This is a genomic window from Bacteroides sp. (assembly GCF_029057325.1).
Taxonomy (GTDB): Bacteria; Bacteroidota; Bacteroidia; order Bacteroidales; family Bacteroidaceae; genus Bacteroides.
In genome coordinates this window covers 1-23,897 of the sequence record NZ_JAICZW010000132.1, presented here as the reverse complement: position 1 = coordinate 23,897, position 23,897 = coordinate 1, and the positions used below count along the sequence as shown (strand labels likewise).

Genomic DNA, 23,897 nt, shown 5'->3' with positions numbered 1-23,897 from the left:
CCACCATGCCGTGGATAGACAACGTGCCCCCCACCGCCCCCACCGGGCTTACGGTAAAAGAGAGCGGAAACGGATATTGGCAACTAAGCTGGCAACCCGCCACAGACAACGACAAACGGAATCCCCCGATGTACGTGGTTTACGGTTCGGACACCTATCCCGTGGACACCTCCAACCCGGAAAATATCCTGGCGCAACGCATACAGGGCACCGAATACACCTACGCCCCCATCCTGCCGTGGGAAGCACGGAAATATTTTGTCGTGACGGCTATAGACCGATGTGGAAATGAGAGCGAAGCATGCCGGTAAACAGCCATATCCGTTCTTCCGGAGTACATGCACCCTTCATCTGGGGAGCCTCATAGACACAAGCTACTCAGGTACATAGATAATCTCTCCATTCTCCAGTTCGTAGGCGATGCCCACCTTTTTCCCCTTCTTGCCGCTTTGAGCATCTTGGTCCTCAGAGGGAGTATATCGGTGTATCTTTTCCCCCTCCTTAGTGATAATCTCCATATTCTCTTTGCCCGGGTTTTTCACCATCGTAAAGTCTTCTTGACTGAACATCTCCGTCATGTTGTAACGGCTTACCAAAGCCACCATCAGGGCTACGGCGAAGACCATCGCCACATCAAACAGATTGCTCACCACGCTCATCGGGTCGCCATCTTCTTCTTTTTTCAACAAATGTCTTCTCATCACTTTCCACGCTTTTCATTCAACAATTCGGCCAAGAACTCCAGCTGCGTCATGTCTTGCAGATACCAGCGTTGCTTCACCTGCTGCGTGATGAAGCCGATGGCACTGGAAAAAAGTCCCACGACGGTAGTGGCAAACGCCACCTGCATGTTGTAAGCCATGGAAGCGATGTCACCGGTGGAAAGTCCCACCAAAGCCGGTCCCATCGGAATCAGTGTCCCCATCAAGCCCAGCATCGGCCCCATCTTGGTGAGGGTTTTGGAGATAGCCAGGTCCTTGTCGGCTGCAATCTCAAAGTCCGCCAGCAGACGTTGCATGTGGGCAGGACTCTCCTGCACCTCCAGCATGCGACGCATATAGCTGACTACCATCGAAGCGTTTTTGGAAGGAAGACGTTCGACAAGACCGGACAAAGCATCGGGTGTCAAGGTATCCAACTCCTTGCGAAGCAGCATCTCGTTTTTGCGGATAGCGAGATATTGCCCGAAGAAACTGCCGATAAGCAGAATGGAACGGCCGAAAAGAATAATCAGAAGCACTATAACGGGCACCAACAGCCCGGTGGATATCCAATAAAGAATGTCTGAAATGTAGTTCATAATGTTATTTATTATTTGATGAAAAATATGTTTAAAAGTAGTTTGTTAACGCGTTGGCGGAATTTATTCGCAGACTCGCTTTTCAGAGCCTTCTAACAAGCTGATTATCAAACACTGAAAAATGAGTTAACAGACACTTGTGTTCAACGTGACAAACACTTGTGTTCAAGCCGACAGACACAAGTGTTTGAGACGACAGAGGCAAGTGTCTGTCAAGCCGGGAAATATAGGGGGAAATTGCAGAAGCTATTTCCTTGCTGGTTTAATTCAGCCAACAGGCTTTGTTATACATTATATATAGGTTGACGTACCTGTTTCCTTTGCCGCATTTTCCACAGCAGCCAGCCCAGCAACGCACCTGCCGACACCAACACGACCAGCCCCGCCAAAGCTCCCCAGTTCACTTCGCCGACACCTTTCACCGCCGTGCGTCCGTTGACAGTGGCAATGATGCCCAAAATGGCAATCAGCGCATTGGAAAGAAAAAGCAGTTCCAGTCGCAATTCTTTTTCGGGCAGCAGCCAGCCAAACAAGTAACTGCCGGCAGGCACCAGCACCAGCACCGCTCCTGCCATGCACCAGGCTATCAGCGAGAACGAGACACCGGGGAAGGCGAAGATAAGAGCCACCAGCCCACTGAACAATACCGGAAAAATCAACACTCCCGGAAACCAGTGGAGCATGCGGTACATCCATATCACCCGACGCTTCACGGGACCTGCCGTCTGAACATGAGCCGCCAACAGGCAGAAAGCCATCTGCAGCATCACGTCAATGCTCAGTATCACCGATGTATCGAGCATCAATGCCGGGTCAGCCAACCAGTCGGCAATGCGTGTTTTGGATTGTTCGATGGCACAAGGCCACATCACCCCTACGAACAAGGCGTTGACGGCGGCAATCACGGATACAGAGCGCCACTTGCGACAGGTCTGTTTTAACAAAAAGTTGAAGCAGACCAATATCATCAGTACAAGAACGACTGTTTCCATCTCATCCCATTATTTTCTTACGACGATGGCGCACCAGCAGCACCAACGTCGCGACAGCAATCAACACCAAGACACCTACCGCCACGTTACTAAGCAGAGTGATCGTCCGATCCGAATTGGATTGGTTCATCTCTTCCTTCTTCATCACCACGCCTTTCTTGGAATCATCTGTAGCCACCTCGCGTATCTGTTCAATGCGCTCTTTGTATTGGGCGGCAGTCTGAGGCTCTGCCTTCGAGGCTATGAAAGCGCGCAACTTGGCATTGTCGCAGACAAAACCGGAGCAAGAAGGATTATACTTGTTCACCAACTCCGTGTGCAGCTTGGCGATATCCGCCACCTGCTGTTCGGAAGCCTGCCACATACCCTTACGCACGGTCTCCAGCATCACGGCGGTCATCTCCTGGAGTGCGGCAGGATTCTGCTTCTCAAAATAGTCCTGCAAGCCCAAGTTGAATTTATCCTTCACATATACATTATATATCTCGTCCCACATCTCTTTGTCGATGGCCTGCGGTTTCATGACGTTCCATCCATACGTGTTCTGTACTATCTCGGCAAACGTATGGGCGGCTCCGGCCTCTCCTTTCATCTTTTCCTTGATATAGGCCGGATTGAAGAGGGTGGTACGGCTCTCTACGCCGATGGCCTCCTTGACCTCTTGCATCCGCGCCCGATTGCGGTTCCGGTAATCGCTCAGATAGGCATCCGGTTCTTTGCCGGTCACGTTGCGCACTGCCAGATTCAATCCGCCCATAAACTCGTACACATGGTCAAGGCTCAAGGCTCCCCACGTGTTGCTCTGACGAGGCTGAATGACAGCATCGGTACGTGTCAATGCCGCTTCAAAAGCGTATTGGCGCATGGTTTCCCAGTTCTTCTCGCTACCATAGAAGGCACCCATGTTGTTGAGATAGACATCGGCTATCTCCTGCTCGCTCTCCCAACGGTCTCCTGCCTGCACCATGCCCTGTATGCCGGTTCCATAGCCGCCGTTCACTCCGCCGAATACACGGAAGGTAGAAATCTCACGCGCCTCTTTCGGGGTAATCCCCTTCTCTATCAGAGTACGTTCGGCTTCTATTACTCCGACAGCCACTTGATTCTCGAATTCATCGTCCGTAGCGGCAGCAGCCATCTCTACGGCCCGGTTGATGAGGAAGAGTCGTGAAGCCGCCAGGTCGCGAAGCTGTCCGCTGGTCTGCACCACTACATCGATACGCGGACGCCCCAATTGGCGCGAGGGAATCAGGCGCAAGTCAGTGACACGCCCGAAAGCGTCTCTGATAGGTTCAACACCCAACATGTAGAGCACTTGTGCGATGGTGGCTCCCTCCGTCTCAATGAACTCACCACTCCATAACGTGTAGCTCACCTTGCGAGGGATGCTGTCGTTGTGCCTGCGCTTGTACATCTCAATGGTATTGTTTGCCAGTCGGATGCCTTTCTCCCAAGCTGATTCACTGGGGGTAGCCTCGGCATTGATGCCATAGAGATTGCGTCCGGTAGGCAACGTGTTTGGATTGGCAATGGGGTCACCGCCCGGTGAAGGTTGCGTATAACCTCCCTTCAGGGCATTGAGCAAAGATGCCAACTCTTTTTCGGGACTCTTGAGCAGCGCTTCCCGGTAATTCCCTACATTCTTGACGGTACGTTCCACTTCGAGAATGGCGAGCGCCAAATTTACCTCCTCTCTGCTATACTCTTTCTTCTTCCCCGTCATGCCTTTCATGCCCATCATCATCGCCATCCTGGCTTCGGGGGCCTTGCGTGTTTGTTCTATCTCGTGTGCCTTGCCCAGCTCGTCCGGCGTAATGCCAGCCATACGGCAGACCAACTCATCGGTAGCCGAAGAGGGGGCGGCCAATAATCGAGACACCCATCCACGGGCAGGTTCCAGATAGCGTTGCGTGAAGCGGGAAGCATGTTTTTCTACATCAATAGCTGCCTTACCCCTCAACTTGTCAAGTGCCAGAAGGCTGTAGGCTATCGGATCGACCGACATGGCATACACGCTGCTGGCGATACGTTCCGGTTCGTAAGGCACACCCATCGTATAGAGCTGTCCGGTGATCTTTTCATTGGCAAGTTCTTCTGCAAAATGCTCGATACGTGCGATTTCCTCTTCCGGATAGGGCCGGGTCAACAGGCTGTCCAGTCCCAGTTCCCGATGGATGCCCATCCGCACCGCCAGCTTCTTTACGGCCAGCGAAGCGCGATGCAGCGCCTCTTCATCGGCAGCGGATAGAGCGGTCTTCCCATCACCGGACAGCAGGTTGTTATAGTCCTTCACCGCCTCCATCAGTTCCCGGTAAGTGCCGCGCACACCGCTTTCCAGGAAAGGAGGAGTCAGGTAGGATTGCAAGCCGGCATAAGAGCGGCGTTTGGCTATCAACCCCTCGCCCACATTGCCAATCGTATAGATATAGAAATGGGGCAAGGCACCCACCAGACGATCGGGCCAGTCGTTGCCGCTCAACGCCACCTGCTTCTTAGGCGTGTATTCGAGGCTGCCGTGCGTGCCGAAGTGTATCAGGGCATCGGCCTTGAAGCCGTATTGCATCCAAAGGTAAGAGGCGATATAGGTATGAGGAGGGGCGGCATCGGTGCCATGCACCACCTTGAAGGCATTGTCCCCTTTGCCGGCAGCGTTCTGAGGCAGCAGCACCACGTTGCCCAACTGCAAGCGTGCCACTCCAATCCGGCCGTCTGCCGTAGCCATGTATGCACCGGGGAAGTCGCCGTTGGCAGCCACCACTTCCGCATAGCGTTCGGGGCGCAACGCTTTCTTCACCCATCCTTCATATTGTTCGCGGCTCACCAACTCGGGATGTCCGTTCTTCATGAAATCGGTAAAGGCACCCTCGGCATACGCACCAAAGACGGCACCTTGTTCTTGTATCATCCGTTCCAGTTCTTGGGACGAAGCTGGAAGATTCTCCACCCGGTAGCCTTCGCGCTTCATGCGCAGCAACAGATTGTAGAGCGAAGGCCCTACTTCCATGCCTCCGGCGGTCAGGGCGTTCTGTCCCGGCCCCTTGTAATAATAGATGGCCACACGCTTCTCGCTATTGGGCTTCCGCTGCAAGGCGATGTAGTTGTTGACGGTCTGTACAAATGTTTCCAGCCGTTCGGGAATGGTGTATGCCTCCTGCATTCCCTCCTCGTTCAGCCGGTGTCCGAACAAGACGAACGGACGTATCGCCCCGTCTATTTCCGGTGTCACCACACTCTGGGAGAGGAAACCGCCGTTCATCCCCATCTTGTCGTCCTCCCATTCATCCACCAGCCGATTGACGTTCAGAGGGCTGAAAAGCGGAATATTCTGCCGGGTGAGATACTCCACCACATAGTCGCCCATGCGCCCGTGAGCCATGTTGATGACGGCGGCAGGGCGCACAGAGTCGATGTGATGCTTCAGGATGAAGCTGCGGATGTCACGCACCGGATAGACCCTGTTACCGGTCTCTTCCAGTTTGGCAATCAGTTCGGTGGGGTCGCCCATCTGTCCGGTCACCACAATACCGGGAGCGTCTTCACGGTAAAGCTGATGCTGACGCAGGAAAACATCATATTCGGCTACGGTATTGAATCCGGCATCTTCATCGTCAGGATTGGCGGGATTCCGGTGATACAGCATTTCGTCGGCACGTTTCGTCACGGCTTCGGGTTCGGCCAGCGAAATCAGCTTACTGTCTATCTCCTTGCGCACATAGTTCAGCATGCTGCGATAGTTGCGCCGCCCACCATTGCCCAGATAGCGTTTCAAGGTATCTGCCTGTACGGAGTCGAGCGAGACAATCAGGTTCGCCGGATTCGTGGCGGCAGTAGTCAGCACGGGCAGTCCGCCGTCGGCGGCTTTCTGCAACCGGGCACGCTGTTCTTCGGTGATGCGCAGTCCCATGGCATTGATGAAGACCATGTCATAGCCGTCCGCCTTCTCCAATTCATCGGTACCCAACTCTTTGATTTTGATAAACGCGTTGTCATTGGCCTTGGCTATCTCTCCCAGATTGATGACCTGATAGTTGACAAACGCCACACGTGTGGGGCTGAACCAGCGGTTCCACGCGCCCCAAAGCATGAAGAGAAGCACGCATACGGCGCTCCCTGTCAAGATATATTTTTTCTTTCTATTCATCTTCCTTCTTTTATAATCCAAACATATCAGCTATATTGATGTTTACGGTTCCTACCACACTGATGCCTTTCTGCGGCACTTGCAGCGAGCTGTCGGCGGACTTGTCCTTGTAGTTGAACAGATTGTCGATGCCTGCGTTGAGCGAGACGCCTTTCGGCAGCGTCACTCCTGCATTAAGCGTACACAAGGTACGGGCGTCATAACGATGCATCTGATAGGTGAGCGTGCCGTCATCCTCGCGGTTGCGCGTATAGGTGTCGATGGCGGAACTCCACTGCCCGTTGAGCGAGCAGTGGAATCCTATCTTGCGGAATTTCTTGGCATACATGGCATTGAACGTCACGGCATGCGGTCGTACCGAAGAGGTGTTCCGTCCGTCCACCTCCTGATAGTCGTCGGTATAGGCATACGAGGCGGTCAGCGTCACTCCCCTGCCGAAGTTGTAACGCAAGATGCTTTCTATAGACGTGGTCTTCGCCTTATCGGAATTGACATATTGCTGGTCGGAAGTCCCGTCATTGAGCATGACGTAGGCTATCTTGTTCCGAAAGCGGTTGTGCGAAAATGCCACAGAGAAATTCAGGCTTCCCAAAGTGAGCTCTTCGGACAGGGAGAGCTGGTTGCTTGTCTCCGGCTTCAAGTCCGGATTGCCATGCAGGGTGAACCAGCCCAATCCGCCCATGTCATACTCCTGATACAGCTCCTTCAGCGAAGGCGAACGGAACCCCTGCGCATAGCCGGCACGCATCGTAAGGCATTCGCAAATACGCCACATCAATGATACCTTCGGAGTGAAGTGCCAGTGATACTTCTTATGATAGTCGGCACGAGCACCCACCACCAGGTTCAGTCCGTCGGTCACGTTCCAGTCCTCCTGCGCATAAAAGGCGTAAGTCCGGGTACTGACATCCGAAGTGTCTTTCATCATGTAGTGCTTGAGGTATTCCAAATCGCCCTCAAAGCCCGCACTGATGGTATGGCTTCCGAAAACACCCGTGTAGTCTGCCCGAGGGGTCTGCTTGATGTTGCGATAGTCGGTAGTCTGCCGGCCGGTCACAAAATAGTCTTGGTTCTTCCGGTAGTTGTCGTATATGTAGCTCACAACTAACTGCTGGTCCTTGCCGGGCAGGTATTTCACCTTTCCGCTCAGCGTGTAGTCTATAAAGACATCCTGATAGAATTTCCCGTCGCGCACATCGCGCTTGTTGTGATAGAAACTGCCTTTCAGGTCGGCACTCAACCGCTCGTTGCAAGTATATCCTACCTTCTGCGAAAGGTCCCAGATGTTGTAACCATATACTTTGGTGCTTCCCTGAATGTCGCCCACCTCGTAGGTATCCATCGTGCGATAAGTCAGACTGGTGTAAGAAGTCAGCTTGTCTTTCCGCACACCTGCCGATGCCGTATATTTCTGCCCGTTGCTTCCGGCATATCGTGCATTCAGGTTGGCGGTAAGGGGACGGTTGGCGGTTTTGGTAATGATATTCACTACTCCCCCCAAAGCATTGGAACCATAGATGGTAGATTGCGAACCCTTGATGACCTCTATGCGCTCAATATCGTCCACATTGAAACGGGTGAAATCCACATTGTGGTCGGCACCTTCGCCGCTGACCCGTTCGCCGTCTATCAGAAACAGCAGGTATTCTCCATCCATGCCCTGATAGATGATTTCAGGCATCTGGCTCATGGAGTTATAACCTATCTGCAAACCGGGCAGCTCGTACTGCAACAGGGTTTCGATGTTCTGCGGATTGAGCGACCGGATATCTTTCTGCGAGATGACACGCGTCAGCACAGGAACGTCTTTCAGCGGCTTTTCCACAAACGAGCCGGTCACCACCACTTCGTTCAACTGGTTGGCAGAGGGACTCAATTGCACCGACATCCTTTCCGGATTGAGTGCCGAACGGGTAACAACCTTTTCCGGCTCGTAACCCATGAAGGAGACTTGTAAGGCGTACGTTTTGGATTCTTCCACCCGAATCACAAACTCTCCGCTTGCATTCGTGCTGGCTCCCCAAGTGGTACCCAATACTTTGACGGCGGCTCCCGGAAGCGGCTGTCCGCTTTCGTCCAGCACCACGCCTTTCATCAGAAAACGATAACGGCTGTTTCCTCCATTGTCCGTTTCTTCCGCCCACAAGGCTGATGGCAACACAAGCAGGTATAAGAATGCCAACAGATACATCTTCTCTTTCATTCTCATTTATCTGACGGGAATAAATTCATAATTGAAAGTGACGAAACCGCTTTTGCCGGTATCCGTGTTGCCGGCATACATAAACTGGAGTTTTGCCCAGCTTCCGTCCTTGCACTTCAGCACCATGACGTTCTTCGTCGGTTCATAAAGGATAGGAGGCATTGTGCCGGTCTCCGTCTTCTTCACCCATCCGCAAAGCACTTTGTTCAAGGTGGCACTCTTGGCATACCCCACACTATAATCGGTCATCATCTTGCTCATGTCTGTGATCACCTGAAAGTCGCCGTCTTCTTCGTAAGGAATCACTTCGTCTTGGGCATAAGTGCCGACGGGCAACTCTGTAACAGCAGTCATATCTGTCAACCGGGTGTCGAGCACTTCGCCGCCATTGGTCCGTATTTCATACCGGTGAATGGCTATGTGCCAATCGATGCCGACCGGTTCGTCAGCCTTGGCAGGCACCGTAGAACCATCAGTATAAATCCACTCGTTGGCATCGGTATATGTCTCAGTAGCCCCCGTTTTCAGATTGATATAAGTCCACTTGTCGTAAGCCGACACATCCAGATTTGTCATTCTATCTGCAACGACATCTCCCCACTTCGGGTCATCCTTTTCGTCACTACATGCGGTTGCAAACACTCCGACAGCCATTATGGCCAATACACTTTTCAATTTCATATCAGTTATTTTTTTAATTATTTTTTCCGGCTGCAAAATTACCCGTGGTTTTCAAGGCGAACAATACTCCAATTTTGGTATTTTAACAGATTGTCACCTCCACTCTCATCATTTTTCGGTATTGCACTATTTGCAACAAGTGAGTAACTTTGCAGCCGTAAACAATATTTTTTCAGCAGAAGAATGAATGATTCTAAAAGTTATCAGCCCGGCGATAAGATGCGCGACTTGGTACGAAATGACAGCGCACTGATTCTCATTATGGGACGTTTCGGCATTTCTTTGGGTTTTGGCGACAAGACAGTCAGAGAAATATGCCGGGCGAATAATGTGGACGAGAAAACCTTTTTGGCGGTCGCGAATTATGCAACGGGCAGGGATTGCCGGTTTGAGGAGTTGTCTTTGCACACACTAATCCGGTATCAGAAACAGTCGAACGAATATTTACTGGAATTCAACCTCCCAAGTATCCGCCGCAAACTGATTGAGGCTATCGATTGTTCGGGTTCCAATGATATCGCCATACTTATCATCCGCTTTTATGACGAATATGTCATGGCGGTCCGCAAACACATGGAATATGAAAACGATGTGGTGTTCTCGTATGTCGAACAATTGTCCTCCGGTCATCTGCAACGCAACTACACCATTACGGAATTTGCGAGCAAGCACGCCCCCATAGGCGACAAGCTCAAAGAACTGAAAGATGTCATCATCCGTTGCTATCCCGAAAAGAACAACTACCTGCTGAATGCGGCTTTGCTGGAAATCATATCGTGCGAACAGGATTTGACATCACACTGCCTGATTGAAGATAAATTGTTCGTGCCTGCCGTCAAGTTCATCGAACAGCAGCTAAAGAAAAAGGGAGATACGGTCTATGTGGACAAAACCGGCAATGACGCTATCGATAAGAGAGACAAGTTGGAAACACTCAGCGACCGGGAAAAAGACATCATCGCTTGCGTGACCAAAGGGATGAGCAATAAGGAGATAGCCGACGCGCTCTATCTTTCGGTGCATACCGTGACCACCCACCGGCGCAACATCTCCAACAAGCTACAGATTCATACAACGGCCGGTCTGACGATTTATGCCATAGCCAATAAGCTGGTCAATATCGAGGAAATACAGGTGGGGTGAAACCGGAAACACCGCCACCGCCCTCCAAAAACATTGCCACCCGTAGATAAAAACATCCCCGCTTTCGAGCAGAGACATTGCCGGAAAGCGGAAGCAGGAGAGACAGAGACAAACCACATATTTATAAATATTTTTCCTTATCAGAATGAGCGATAGGGTCCACTTAGATCCAGGGTCCACTTATGGACCCTTTTTCAGCTACGCACTCCTCTAAAAATACAGTATTTTATTAATTGTCAATCAATTACAACCAAATAAATTCTTATAACATTCATAGGAAGATACTATACGATATTTTCGAGCATTTACATGGTATAAAGATTTTTATATTCAATTTTAGGGTGATAAGATGCCATAAAGCGCTTGTTATATCGTGGGAGTGTACCATTTAAAGTCGTTTTCATTTTTCAGACGCGGATTTAACGGATTGGACGGGTTATTTATTCAGCTGATAAAAACAAAATCCATCCGCTAATTCCGCGTCTGAAAAGATGTGTAAGGCCTAAATGAAAGAGCCGTGGAATGATTATCATCCCGGATGTAAGAAAAACCTTAGGTCAGCCTCTTTTGCATTTCGACTCCCCAAATCATGAAATAACGTAAGCAACGGCAGGACATCTATCATTTTTTCTTACATTCAGCCTTATCATCCCTATCCTTTGCACTGAAAAAGGGTCCATAAGTGGACCCTGGACCCAAGTGGACCCTACTCCCTTTTCACGGCAGCTATCAGAATAAATAAAATACTAATAATCAGACAAATACCATAAAACCAATATCACTACACAAAATTGGGCACAACATATCATCCGGCATAAGCAGAGAGGGGAGCAGCGGTCTCCCGTTATGAAAAATATTTACTAAAGAACATCTTCGGGACAACATAAGGACAGGAAAAAAGCCTTTCCTTCCAGAAGCCATAAGACTAAGAGTGAAACGTACCAGTGGAGGAATCGGTAAAAAAGGGAAGTCTCACACGAATTTATCGTTCCAAAGCCTTTTGAGAAAGTCTCCGACCGGCCATATCTCGATGCCGTTATGACGGCGCGGACGAGCCTCCATGCTTACAACTATCAAGCGAGCTTCAGGATATTCCTCGCTGAAAGCCCGCAAGCCTTTTGTATCGGAAGACGAAACCTCTGACGATGATTTGACCTCCACGGCAACTTCCGCATCTCCGATGATGAAATCCACTTCATATCGGTTGTCCGATGTGTGCCAATAACTCAACGGTTTGGCATTCCCCCGGTACGAGAGGTACGCCTTCAGCTCCTGGCATACCAGATGTTCGAGCGCATGGCCATATTCCGCCGTACCTTTCCTTAACGGCATACGCCGCAACAAATAATTGGGTATGCCGACATCAAAGAAATAGAATTTCGGTGCGGCTACCAATTTTCTGCGCACCACCTTAGAATATGCCGGAACCATGTAGCCAAGCATCGTCTCTTCAAGGATAGAGAAGTACTCTTTGACCGATTTTGCGCTTACCCCGCAATCGCTTGCTATATTGGTATAGTTTATTATTTCGGCATCGCTGAGAGCCGCCACTTGCAGAAAACGGGTAAATGAATCTATGCGGCGCACCACTGCTTCCGCTACGATTTCCTGTTGCAGATAGTCTCCCACGTATGCCTCCAGCCGTTTCTGCGCATCTTTCACCAGATAATGCCGGGGCAACATGCCATTATTCAACGCCCGCTCAATGTCAAAATCAGGTATCTCCCGGCTTACCAACGGAAACAGCACCTTGCGTATGGCCCTACCACCAAGCAGATTGGCTCCACACCTCCTGAGCTTGCGGGCACTTGAGCCACACAGAATGAACCGCAAATTGCGGACAGACATAAGCCAGTGTACCTCATCCAGCAGCGCAGGTATCTTCTGCACTTCATCTATTATCACCAATTCCCCTTCATCCAGCATCTCGCATTCCTCTCGCAACAGCGAAGGGCGTATGCTCAACCGGGTGTACTCATCGCTTTTCAGCAGGTCGTAATAAGAGGCATCAGGAAACAATTTCTTCAGCAAAGTGCTTTTGCCCGTCTGACGTGCTCCCCACAAGAAAATACTCTCTTCACCTGCTTCCTCCAGCAAAGGTATTCTGTTCAGTATCATACCGCTTAATCTTTATTGGTTTCGACTGCGAAGATAGGAATTTTTGTGAAAGAAAGTGCATAAAAACCATGAAAATCCGAAGTAGCACTTCGGATTTTATCGCAAAATCGGGAGTAATACTTCGGATTTTATCGCAAAAACCTTTCAATAAAATCAGCTCTTAGCAATTCATAATAATGGCAATCTAAAAAATTCCCATTCTTGAAATAGGCATTACGATGGTTAGTTGACAAGTTGAATAAATAAACAAAGAAAGAGAAGCCCTGCCAATACGATGCAGCCTATGACTAAATAGGCCCTATTGAGTTTCTTGCGTTCCAATTCCTCCTTTTCTAATGTATTCTTTCGAATATCTTCCGGTTGTTCCAACGAGAAGCGGGAGGAGGGGGAGGAAACTCTTGTTTCGAGCAACCGGCAATGGGTTTCCTTCATCCGCTCACGCCCTATCTTGCGCAGCGCCCTGTCCTCCTTATCTCGCTGGAGCATATCGTTTACACAGCCTAATGTTCCCATTTTATAGTTAATATTTAATGTTCCAACCTTGATGTCTCACGTGATATGTTCATTTCCGTCTGTATATTCAAAAGACCCAAACATAATGAAAACCGAAACACTTAGGTATTTCTCCACAATGAAGAAAATACTCTCCCTTTTCCAAATGCAAAAATAGGGAAAGTACAGCAAATACCCTTGTATTCCTACCGCTTTCTTGTGTTAAACACCTTCGCAAACGAAACGGAATCTATCCATACCTATTTCCGCAAAACTTCATCTTTTACGTTAAAATCGCCATTACAGAGTACGTTGTTTCTATAAAAATCGTCATTGACAAAAAAGAATATAAGTAACGTGAATTCGATATAACTTAAAACAATATCAGTTGCCCGTCATTGACAAAACTGACATCAATGACAGGTTTCTTCTCAAAAAAGCAATATGCCGCAATTGCTGATTTAAATATCAGCCCTCCCATCCCTGCTTTTATCTTATAACGTTTTTTCAAAGAACCATCCGCTCCATTTTCCCGTCCATTCATTCAATGCCAATCCCCCATTCAGAATACCTTCTGGCGAGGGGTATCTAAGTCATATACTTAGGGTACCTAAGTCGTATAGTGAGGGTACCTAAGTCGTATAATGAGATACCCTAAGTACGTATGCTCACTACGGAAGTGTGGAACGATGCCTCCTAACGGTTCCGCAGAAAGAATAACGAATCATTCTCTTTTGTACGGATATTTCAACAATAAAGAATTTGAATCTTCCGACATTTGGAGTGATGGCACACAGTCATACGGTAAACGAACGACGATATCGTTTACATCGAACTCACATTGATTTACAGTATCGATAGAAGTGAAAGATGCTGTACGTTCCGTATGGATGGAATCGCCTATTGCTATAACAGATGTGTCATCAACATGATTACAAGTTACCTCATGCAACAAAATATAAGATAAGACAGCGTTCAGTACAGACAATTCTTTGGGCGAATCAGCAAACGAGACACCAACATAATCACCTGAACAAGGCTGAGAAATTTCTTTTGGAAACGATATTTGCTGCGCAATGCTTTGTGATAACAAAAGCAAACGAAAGCAAATGTCTTAATAAAACTCCTCATAAAGTTCATTCCAATAGTATTATTTTCGCTTTAGCATTATCCATTTTAGGCATAGTAGCTCCTATGGGCGCACCAATATAAGTGGGATCGCATATAACGTAACGTTTACCGTTCATCGCAACGTAATCACCAGTTACATTCTCCGTGAATTGCACAGCGGTAGCCAAATGCCCCGGATAATAAATCAATACGACTTTTAATCCTAACAAATCACGCACCAACCGCGAAAAGAGAATGGAACGGTCTTCACAATCACAGTAAGGATAATAAAGGGTCTCATCAGCAAAGAAGGCTCTATCGCCACCCCATACTTTGTCGTCATATTCATAGACAAATGCCGTTTGTACAAAGTTTAGTATCCGATTTACGGCTTCAGACTGCGTCTTTCCTGCTATTGCCATTTTCAGACTGGGATACAAAGAACTTTTAGCCTGCTTACTTAACGGCGTGTTTGCAGACATAGCCCACCGGGTTCCGAAATCTTCATTTATCATTGATGTGGGATAGGTATCAAAGAATTTCACCAGATTTTCATTCGTATTTACCGTGACTTTCATTTCTGGGTAACGCTTGGATTGCAGAGAGCGTTGAGCCGAAGTTCGTACAGCTAATAACGGTTCTGCTGGGATCTGCAATGAAAGCGGAGTCTCTTTCGGAAAAGCGACCTGACATATACGCAATTGTTTTTGGTCACAATCCAATGGATAAAAGTTTTCTCCGTCAATTTTCCAATAATTCTTATCATATTTTGTCCTTTATGAAGTTTCATCGAAGTATTTCCGAAGAAACACTTAACTTAAACTTTAGAAATACTTCGATGAAACTTTTGGGAGATTTCTTGCGCTCTTCTATTTGGGGAGATTTGAAAAATTGAAGAGTAAGGAGAATTGTAACAAATTGTTATACATAAGAAGTTGAATTATTGCAAGGTGATAACCGGAGTTTTCCGTAGATTTTAATATCTTGCTGTTCCAGTACACGGTTTTAACCCCTAAGCCGACCGGTCGGCTGATACCTCCTTTTAACTCCTATGACTCCCTTTAAATCGCCACCGCCTTACTCCACTTTCACAAACGCCCGATACCTGCTTCTCGGCGTGACCGGCACCAACGGCAGATAGCCCGACACCACCCTACCCTGCTCCACACGCAGCGGATGTTCCTGCACATCCCTTGCGTGCTGCTCCTGCAAAGCCTCTGTAGCAGGAAAGTACTCAACCGAAAAGAATCCTTTGCTGCCGGAAGCAATGAACCGGTCACAAAGCGTATGGGCGACAATCCCCATATTCATCCTCAAATTAATCTCCACACAGGGATGGACAGCATACGAAAGTCCTTCGTTCAGACGGCAGACCATCATATCCACCCCTAAGAAGCCCATATAGTCAGCCCCCAACAGCTCCGCCAATCCCCTTCGCACCGATTCACGCATCTGCACGAACGCCTCCAAAGAAATGTATCGCTGAATCCACTCCTCTACCTGAACGTCCGTAACCAGCAAATTGCCCTGATAGGCACCTCTGCCATCAGTGACAAAGCGCGAATAGCCTACAAAACACACTTGCCCCTGCCCATCTGCATAGAACTCCATCGCAAAATCTTCCACCTTATTATATATAGGCTCCACCATAAAAGCACCGTCTGTCTTCAAGACACGGTTGCACCAATCGGAAACGGGTTTCGTAAAGCCATACCAGCACCAGCACAACCCTTTCCCACTACTCGACCAAAGCGACTTACAGACACAGCCTTCTTTATAACGCCCGATAACCTCCGACAAATCGGAATGCGATTCATCCTCCGTCCTCACCAGACAGCTATCTATTCCGCAGATTTCTTTCATCCCTTCGGATTGGAGCCGTGCGTGAAGTGCCAACACACGACTGCGAGCTGCCAGAGAACGATATTTCTGAAGAGTATCCAAATCGGGAAGCACCTTTTCCGATATACCTCCTTTCAACAACCGCTTCCGCAATGCAAGATTCCATCCCCAAGGCATCACCTGCACATCGGAGAAATCGGGCAATTCCGGTTCCGTCACCAGCCGCACGTCCAGCCGGAACTGCCGTTGCATCTGTTTCAAGAAATCGGCGTTGTAGGCGGAAGGCGCCAACACGCCGCTGCCGGGCAGGGCATACCAGACGGGCAGCAAGGCCAAATCTTCCGCCATGCGGCGGATGGAAGCAGGTGCCATATAATTCTCTTCGTTGTTCCCCAATGCCATATCCGCATCGGGATTGAATGCATAAAGTTTCATCTTTCAAAATGTTAACCGGTTGCCCGCTTTTATCGGGGAGTGCAAAGTTATATAATATTCTGTCATCTCTACTTTGCAATTCTATAAAAAAGCCGTATATTTGTCCCGATAAACCGAATTAGAAGCATGGAAGCATTTTATCGTACACACGCTTACCTCGTGGAGCATACCAATGCTCCTGTCCGCCGTGACCTGATGGACGAGATTAACTGGAACGACCGTCTTATCGGTATCAAGGGAACACGCGGCGTAGGCAAAACCACCTTTCTGCTTCAATATGCCAAAGAGAAATTCGGGACGGACCGCTCCTGCCTCTTCATCAACATGAACAATTTCTACTTCTCCGGGCACGACCTCGTAGAGTTCGCCGGTGAATTCCAGCGCCGTGGAGGTAGAGTGTTGCTGATAGACCAGGTGTTCAAACATCCCAATTGGAGCAAAGAACTGCGCATGTGCTACGACCGCTTTCCACACCTAAAAATTGTATTTACCGGCTCGTCGGTCATGCGCCTGAAGGAAGAGAATCTGGAACTGCGCGACATCGTCAAAAGCTATAACTTGCGCGGTTTTTCGTTTCGCGAATACCTGAATCTGCAAACGGACATGAAATTCCATGCCTATACATTGGGAGAGATTCTGAGCAGCCACGAACAGATAGCCAAAGGAATCCTTTCCAAAGTACGTCCGTTGGATTATTTTCAGGATTACCTGCATCACGGCTTCTACCCTTTCTTTCTTGAGAAGCGCAACTTTTCAGAAAATCTGCTCAAGACGATGAACATGATGGTAGAAGTGGACATCCTGCTCATCAAACAAATCGAACTGAAATATCTTTCAAAGATAAAGAAATTGCTCTACCTGCTGGCCGTGGATGGTCCCAAAGCACCGAACGTCAGCCAATTGGCCAACGAGATACAGACCTCACGCGCCACGGTCATGAACTACATCAAGTATCTGGCGGACGCGCGCCTCATCAACATGGTCTATCCCAAAGGAGAAGAGTTTCCCAAAAAGCCATCGAAGATAATGATGCACAACTCCAACCTGATGTATTCCATCTATCCCGTCAAGGTAGAAGAGCAAGATATATTGGATACCTTCTTTACAAACTCCCTGTGGAAAGACCACAAGGTGAACAAAGGAGACAAAAACATCTCGTTCATGGTGGACGAAGTGATGCCGTTCAAGATTTGTCCGGAAGGAACGAAAATCAAGAACAATCCTGCGATAACATACGCCTTGCATAAGGCGGAAATAGGCCGGAACAACCAAATACCTCTCTGGCTGTTCGGTTTCTTATATTAATATGGAGAGATTTTTTTATTAATAAATTCAAGTTAGTTATGACTAAACAGAAGAAATTCATTACTTGTGATGGTAACCAAGCTGCTGCGCATATCTCGTATATGTTCTCAGAAGTAGCTGCCATCTACCCCATCACCCCTTCTTCTACTATGGCTGAATATGTAGATGAATGGGCTGCCGCAGGTCGCAAGAACATCTTCGGCGAAACAGTATTGGTACAGGAAATGCAGTCGGAAGCCGGTGCGGCAGGTGCCGTTCACGGTTCTTTGCAGGCAGGCGCGCTGACCACTACCTACACAGCTTCACAGGGTCTGTTGCTGATGATTCCGAACATGTACAAGATTGCCGGTGAATTCCTGCCTTGCGTGTTCCACGTATCAGCACGTACACTGGCAAGCCATGCCTTGTGTATCTTCGGCGACCATCAGGATGTGATGTCCACTCGCCAGACAGGTTTCGCCATGCTGGCCGAAGGTTCCGTACAAGAAGTGATGGACCTGGCCGGTGTTGCCCATCTCTCTACTATCAAGAGCCGCGTGCCGTTCGTTAACTTCTTCGATGGTTTCCGTACCTCTCACGAAATCCAGAAGATTGAAATGTTGGAGAACGATGACCTCGCTCCGCTGATTGACCAGGAAGCATTGGCAGAGTTCCGCGCACGTGCGTTGAACCCCATGAATCCGGTTGCCCGTGGTATGGCCGAAAACCCCGACCATTTCTTCCAGCACCGCGAATCTTGCAACAACTACTACGAAGCAGTTCCTGCCATCGTAGAGGAATACATGAACGAAATCTCCAAGATTACAGGCCGCAAGTACGGTTTGTTCGATTACTATGGTGCCGAAGATGCAGAACGCGTCCTCATCGCTATGGGTTCTGTAACCGAAGCTGCCCGTGAAGCCATCGACCACCTGGTAGCCAACGGCGAAAAGGTAGGTATGGTTGCCGTACACTTGTATCGTCCGTTCTCTGCCAAGCACTTCTTGGCCGCTGTTCCCAAGACTGCCAAGACCATCGCTGTTCTGGATCGCACGAAGGAGCCGGGTGCCAACGGCGAACCGTTGTACCTCGACGTAAAAGACTGCTTCTATGGCGTAGAAAACGCTCCGGTTATCGTAGGCGGCCGTTACGGTTTGGGTTCTAAGGACACTACTCCTGCCCAGATTATCGCCGTATTCAAGAACCTGGCTCTGCCGATGCCGAAGAACCACTTCACTATCGGTATCGTGGATGACGTGACTTTCACTTCTCTACCTCAGGAAGAAGAAATCGCACTGGGCGGCGAAGGCATGTTCGAAGCTAAATTCTACGGTCTGGGTGCTGACGGTACGGTAGGTGCCAACAAGAACTCCGTGAAGATTATCGGTGACAATACCGACAAGCACTGTCAGGCTTACTTCTCTTACGACTCCAAGAAGTCAGGTGGTTTCACTTGCTCTCACCTGCGTTTCGGCGATACTCCGATTCGTTCCACTTACTTGGTAAATACGCCGAACTTCGTAGCTTGCCACGTTCAGGCTTACCTGCACATGTACGACGTGACTCGCGGTCTGCGTAAAAACGGTTCTTTCTTGCTGAACACCATCTGGGAAGGCGAAGAACTGGCTAAGAACCTGCCGAACAAGGTGAAGAAGTACTTTGCACAGAACAACATCACCGTTTACTATATCAACGCAACTCAGATTGCACAGGAAATCGGTTTGGGCAACCGTACCAACACCATCCTGCAATCCGCATTCTTCCGCATCACAGGTGTAATCCCTGTTGACCTGGCTGTAGAGCAGATGAAGAAGTTCATCGTGAAGTCTTACGGCAAGAAGGGTGAAGACGTTGTCAACAAGAACTATGCTGCCGTTGACCGTGGTGGTGAATACAAACAGCTGACCGTTGACCCGGCTTGGGCTAATCTGGAAGACGACGCCAAGGCTGAAAACAACGACCCGGCATTCATCAACGAAGTGGTTCGTCCTATCAATGCACAGGATGGCGACTTGCTGCCGGTATCTGCATTCAAGGGCATCGAAGACGGTACTTGGTATCAAGGTACTGCAAAATATGAAAAGCGCGGTGTTGCTGCATTCGTTCCCGAATGGAATCCTGAAAACTGTATCCAATGTAACAAGTGTGCTTACGTTTGTCCTCACGCTGCCATCCGTCCGTTCGTACTCGATGCTGAAGAGCAGAAGGGTGCCAACTTCACTCAGCTGAAGGCTGTGGGCAAGGCATTCGACGGCATGACCTTCCGCATGCAGGTGGATGTTATGGACTGCTTGGGTTGCGGTAACTGTGCCGATATTTGTCCGGGCAACCCGAAGAAGGGTGGCAAGGCTCTGACAATGACTCACCTCGAAGGCCAACTGGGCGAAGCTGCCAACTGGACTTACTGCGTAGAGAACGTGAAGAGCAAACAACACCTGATTGACATCAAGGCAAATGTGAAGAACTCTCAGTTCGCTACTCCGTTGTTCGAGTTCTCAGGCGCTTGCTCCGGTTGCGGCGAGACTCCGTATGTGAAACTGATTTCCCAGTTGTTCGGTGACCGTCAGATGGTAGCAAATGCTACAGGATGTTCTTCTATCTACTCCGGTTCAGTACCTTCTACTCCTTATACGAAGAACGAGAAGGGCCAAGGTCCTGCTTGGGCAAACTCTCTGTTCGAGGACTTCTGCGAATTCGGTCTGGGTATGGAACTTGCCAACGAGAAGATGCGCGCACGCATCGTGAAGGTAATGCAAGAGGCTATTGCAGCCGACTGCACTCCGGCAGAAGCCAAAGCATTGTTCGGCGAATGGATTGAGAACATGTACGATGCCGAAAAGACGAAGGAACTGGCCGAGAAGATTATCCCGTTGGTAGAAGCAGGCAAGGAGAAGTGCGACCACTGCAAGCAGATTGCAGCGTTGTCTCAATACCTGGTAAAACGCAGCCAGTGGATTATCGGTGGTGACGGTGCTTCTTACGACATCGGTTACGGTGGTCTGGACCACGTAATCGCCAGCGGTAAGGATGTCAACATCCTCGTACTTGATACGGAGGTTTACTCCAACACAGGCGGTCAGTCTTCTAAGGCTACTCCGGTGGGTGCTATCGCTAAGTTTGCCGCTGCCGGCAAGCGTGTACGCAAGAAAGACCTCGGTCTGATGGCTACTACTTACGGTTATGTATATGTTGCCCAGATTGCTATGGGTGCCGACCAGGCTCAGACGCTGAAGGCTATCCGCGAGGCAGAGGCTTATCCCGGTCCGTCACTCATCATCGCTTACGCTCCGTGTATCAACCACGGTCTGAAGGCTGGTATGGGTAAGAGCCAAGCCGAAGAAGAGAAGGCTGTGAAGTGCGGTTACTGGCACTTGTGGCGTTACAACCCGGCTCTGGAAGCTGAAGGCAAGAACCCGTTCACGCTGGATAGCAAAGAACCGGATTGGAGCGGATTCCAAGACTTCCTGAAGGGTGAGGTTCGTTACGCTTCCGTAATGAAACAATATCCGCAGGAGGCTGAAGAACTCTTCAAAGCTGCTGAAGAAAACGCTAAATGGCGTTACAACAGCTACAAGCGTCTCGCCAAAGAAAACTGGGGCGCAGAAGTAGCAGAGTAATTCAACTATTGAGATAAAGAATGAGAGACCTCCCCCTGACCGGAGACGGTCTCTCTTTCGTTTTTAAGTCAAACTATTAATAATTAAAAGCTATGATGGGATTTATCATTTGGGTGATTGGCGTGGTATTATGCGTCAAAGCCGTGCTTGAAATCATGAAGTGGCCGGTGGACAGCGTGAAGAAACTGCTGGTGGCCATCATCCTGCTGCTTACCAGCTGGGTGGGCATCTGTGTTTACTACTTCTGGGGAAGAGAGAATCTGCCGCAGATATTGAAGTAAAGTTTAAACTTTTTAGGTGCCGAATTATGCGGAATTACACGGATTCTCTCCCTAATGAATCCGTGTAATTCCGCTATTTGTATATCTAATCAAAAACGATTTTTTTGCTTTCAATATTATTTTTCCTTTCGGGAATTTCGTTTATACAGCCTACATCAAGTAAATAACTTATGGTTACCTCTACTGCTTACGGTTCATGGAGTGAATAACTTACGGCTCTGAAGGCCTTTTTCTGTTTCACCAAAGAATTGCTTTTCTAATTTTAACGCAACTACTCATATTTATAAATTTAATCTTGATTAGTTACTTTTCATAGTTTTGCTTATATTTGTACCAAATAGCAATAGCAGAATTATTTAGTATTGAACATCGGAAAACGTCTAAAAGCAATTTATAAATGGCAAACAAGAATCTGAATAAGGCAAAAGAAGCGAAGAAAGATGAGTTTTACACTCAACTTGAAGATATTAATAATGAACTGAAACATTATCGCGAACATTTTCGGGGTAAAACCGTGTTGTGTAATTGCGATGATCCACGTGTCAGCAATTTCTTTACCTATTTTGCCTACAATTTTGAATTCCTTGGCCTGAAGAAATTGATTACAATTTAATGGAAGCAAACCATATCATCCCTTGGAAAAAAGGTGGTACGACGGTAGCAGAGAATTGTCAAATGCTTTGTAGGAATTGTAATAGAATTAAAGGAGAAAAATAATTATTGATATGGCTAGTAAACTTGATGTATATCAAATAGTCCTAAATAAACGTTCTGGGACTTTTAAAGATGTTATTATAAGAAAAAACGATATAACAGATTCATCCATTACGTATTCAAAACTCTTTAATACGTTTTATCGCAACTTGATTGAGCTAATAGGAAAAGATGTCTTCTGTATAGAAAACAAGAGTATAGGATTAACCTTATTTAAAGGAAAAGGAGAACGCATAAATAGCATTTTGACTTCCCATTCTTCTACTTATACTATAGAAGGATTTATTGATGCAGGTCCTTACAATTCTATTCGAAAATTAGCAAAATTGTCTGATACATCTAAAAGAAGAATTATCAACAAAACTGACATCATTACAGATAGATATTATTTCTATCTGTATTTTCCACTAGATTCTAAAATAGGCATATTAATGGTTGAATCTAAAGAAAATGCTTCTATACGCAAGGCTGTAAAACCTTTTATTGAAAGACTACTTAAAACAGATGAGACTAAGGGATGCCGTGTTAATTCCTATTTCCCTATATGGCTAAAAGCCGAATTTATTAAAAGTGCAAATCTGTTTAGTATATCATTTGAGCAAGAAATTATTACCCAAACTCAAGCAGAAGAGGAAGTAACCACCAATTCTGAAGAATTCGACATTAAGATTACAATAGTTCCTAAAACAAATACAAGTGACATTCAAAACTCAAATACATTTATAAAGCGCATCAGTAATTTTTTTGCTCTTAAAGCAGGAAACTCTACAATTTCCCTTTCTTCCTTTTCTAACAAAAAAGGAGTAATGAAAAATGAGGAACAAAAGAAATTATTGCCTTTCTCTATAGATAAGGACCATGATATTCGCCCCATTATAATCGTTAATAACTATATCTCAGCAGATGATAATGGCAATTTTGCACGAAATGAGTTGAAATCGTTATGTGACAATTTATTAGGAAAAATAAAACCTGAAATTTATGGCATAGAACATAGATGAATAGTAATCTGTTAATATATTATTTATTTCGGCTCATTAAAGATGGGCATGAATGGCAATATAAAAATCTAAATGGGAAAGGGGAAAAACCTAAATTATATTTTTCCTTTCTACAAATTATTGCACTCTGTATTAGTGCTCTATTCTGTTTTTATAAACCAAACGGATTAACAAGTAATGCAACAGATCATATTTTGACTTGCCTGTCTATCATGGTTGCACTTTTTTTAAGCCTACTCATTGTCATATTTGACAAATCAAAGCAAATTAAGGCTACCAAATCCATTAGCAAGGCAAATGAAACGATCACCAACTCTATTCATCTGGTTAAGGAGCTACACCTATGGAACTTTTTTTATCAGTTTAACGCATTAACTTCTTATGCGATATTACTATCTATCAGCGTAATAATACTTATCATAATAGGATTGCTTTTTGATATAGAAATAGATATTTCTATATACAAATTTATCTCATATAAATTATGGGATAAAACTAGTATTATTACGTTTATGAGAGGTTCTCTAATAGTCTCTATGAGAT

17 protein-coding genes and 2 pseudogenes are annotated in these 23,897 nt (G+C 47.4%); 9 read left to right on the top strand and 10 right to left on the bottom strand.

The features are described 5' to 3' along the window. Positions 1-311 (top strand): annotated as a pseudogene (locus tag K2G43_RS07915) (S-layer protein); the annotation flags it as partial. Positions 312-374: 63 nt separating this feature from the next. Here the strand turns inward: K2G43_RS07915 and K2G43_RS07910 are convergent. From K2G43_RS07910 to K2G43_RS07885, 6 genes are all read right to left on the bottom strand, one after another. After that, positions 375-701 (bottom strand): DUF2149 domain-containing protein, encoded by a 327-nt coding sequence (locus K2G43_RS07910; protein WP_300153983.1) that lies wholly within the window; start codon positions 699-701, stop codon positions 375-377. Further along, positions 701-1,300, bottom strand: coding sequence for a MotA/TolQ/ExbB proton channel family protein (locus tag K2G43_RS07905; RefSeq protein ID WP_300153981.1), 600 nt, complete (start codon positions 1,298-1,300; stop codon positions 701-703). Before K2G43_RS07905 ends, K2G43_RS07910 begins: the two co-directional genes overlap by 1 nt. Positions 1,301-1,584: 284 nt before the next feature. After that, complete coding sequence (locus K2G43_RS07900; protein WP_297644155.1) at positions 1,585-2,292, bottom strand: hypothetical protein; 708 nt, start codon at positions 2,290-2,292, stop codon at positions 1,585-1,587. 1 nt (position 2,293) lies between these two features. Continuing rightward, on the bottom strand, positions 2,294-6,433 hold the full coding sequence (locus K2G43_RS07895; RefSeq protein ID WP_300153979.1) for a cobaltochelatase subunit CobN: 4,140 nt from the start codon (positions 6,431-6,433) through the stop codon (positions 2,294-2,296). Positions 6,434-6,443: 10 nt separating this feature from the next. Next, on the bottom strand, positions 6,444-8,636 hold the full coding sequence (locus K2G43_RS07890; RefSeq protein ID WP_297644157.1) for a TonB-dependent receptor: 2,193 nt from the start codon (positions 8,634-8,636) through the stop codon (positions 6,444-6,446). Positions 8,637-8,642: 6 nt separating this feature from the next. Then, positions 8,643-9,317, bottom strand: a complete 675-nt coding sequence (locus K2G43_RS07885) for an HmuY family protein (protein WP_297644158.1) — start codon at positions 9,315-9,317, stop codon at positions 8,643-8,645. A 183-nt stretch (positions 9,318-9,500) separates the two neighbouring features. On the opposite strand from K2G43_RS07885, the gene K2G43_RS07880 reads away from it, so the two are divergent. Further along, a complete protein-coding gene (locus K2G43_RS07880) occupies positions 9,501-10,460 on the top strand; it encodes a helix-turn-helix transcriptional regulator (protein WP_300153976.1) in 960 nt (319 codons plus the stop codon). Positions 10,461-11,432: 972 nt separating this feature from the next. Here K2G43_RS07880 and K2G43_RS07875 read toward each other — a convergent pair. From K2G43_RS07875 to K2G43_RS07860, 4 genes are all read right to left on the bottom strand, one after another. Beyond that, positions 11,433-12,578 carry a DUF4143 domain-containing protein gene (locus K2G43_RS07875; protein ID WP_300153974.1) on the bottom strand — a complete coding sequence of 382 codons (1,146 nt, stop codon included), beginning with the start codon at positions 12,576-12,578 and terminating at the stop codon, positions 11,433-11,435. Positions 12,579-12,800: 222 nt separating this feature from the next. Continuing rightward, positions 12,801-13,064, bottom strand: a complete 264-nt coding sequence (locus K2G43_RS07870) for a hypothetical protein (RefSeq protein ID WP_300153972.1) — start codon at positions 13,062-13,064, stop codon at positions 12,801-12,803. Positions 13,065-14,206: 1,142 nt separating this feature from the next. Beyond that, entirely contained in the window at positions 14,207-14,902 is a 696-nt protein-coding gene (locus K2G43_RS07865; RefSeq protein ID WP_300153970.1) for a hypothetical protein, read from the bottom strand. Between the two features lie 355 nt (positions 14,903-15,257). Further along, positions 15,258-16,457, bottom strand: coding sequence for a hypothetical protein (locus tag K2G43_RS07860; protein ID WP_300153969.1), 1,200 nt, complete (start codon positions 16,455-16,457; stop codon positions 15,258-15,260). Positions 16,458-16,583: 126 nt separating this feature from the next. Here K2G43_RS07860 and K2G43_RS07855 point away from each other — a divergent pair, with 126 nt between their 5' ends. The 7 genes and pseudogenes from K2G43_RS07855 to K2G43_RS07825 all read left to right on the top strand — a co-directional run. Continuing rightward, the gene (locus tag K2G43_RS07855; RefSeq protein ID WP_300153967.1) at positions 16,584-17,762 is read left to right on the top strand and encodes an AAA family ATPase; all 1,179 of its coding nucleotides are present in this window, start codon (positions 16,584-16,586) and stop codon (positions 17,760-17,762) included. 38 nt (positions 17,763-17,800) lie between these two features. After that, positions 17,801-21,358 carry a pyruvate:ferredoxin (flavodoxin) oxidoreductase gene (gene nifJ / locus K2G43_RS07850; RefSeq protein WP_300153965.1) on the top strand — a complete coding sequence of 1,186 codons (3,558 nt, stop codon included), beginning with the start codon at positions 17,801-17,803 and terminating at the stop codon, positions 21,356-21,358. Positions 21,359-21,450: 92 nt separating this feature from the next. Further along, a complete protein-coding gene (locus tag K2G43_RS07845; protein ID WP_300153963.1) occupies positions 21,451-21,639 on the top strand; it encodes a hypothetical protein in 189 nt (62 codons plus the stop codon). 397 nt (positions 21,640-22,036) lie between these two features. After that, positions 22,037-22,243: pseudogene (locus K2G43_RS07840) on the top strand (adenine-specific methyltransferase EcoRI family protein); the annotation flags it as partial. Between the two features lie 8 nt (positions 22,244-22,251). Continuing rightward, positions 22,252-22,356 carry an HNH endonuclease signature motif containing protein gene (locus K2G43_RS07835; protein ID WP_300153961.1) on the top strand — a complete coding sequence of 35 codons (105 nt, stop codon included), beginning with the start codon at positions 22,252-22,254 and terminating at the stop codon, positions 22,354-22,356. An 8-nt stretch (positions 22,357-22,364) separates the two neighbouring features. Beyond that, positions 22,365-23,354, top strand: a complete 990-nt coding sequence (locus K2G43_RS07830) for a hypothetical protein (RefSeq protein WP_300153959.1) — start codon at positions 22,365-22,367, stop codon at positions 23,352-23,354. Further along, positions 23,351-23,897 (top strand): hypothetical protein (locus tag K2G43_RS07825; RefSeq protein ID WP_300153957.1); only part of this gene is annotated, 547 nt, incomplete at its 3' end. The genes K2G43_RS07830 and K2G43_RS07825, both read left to right, overlap by 4 nt.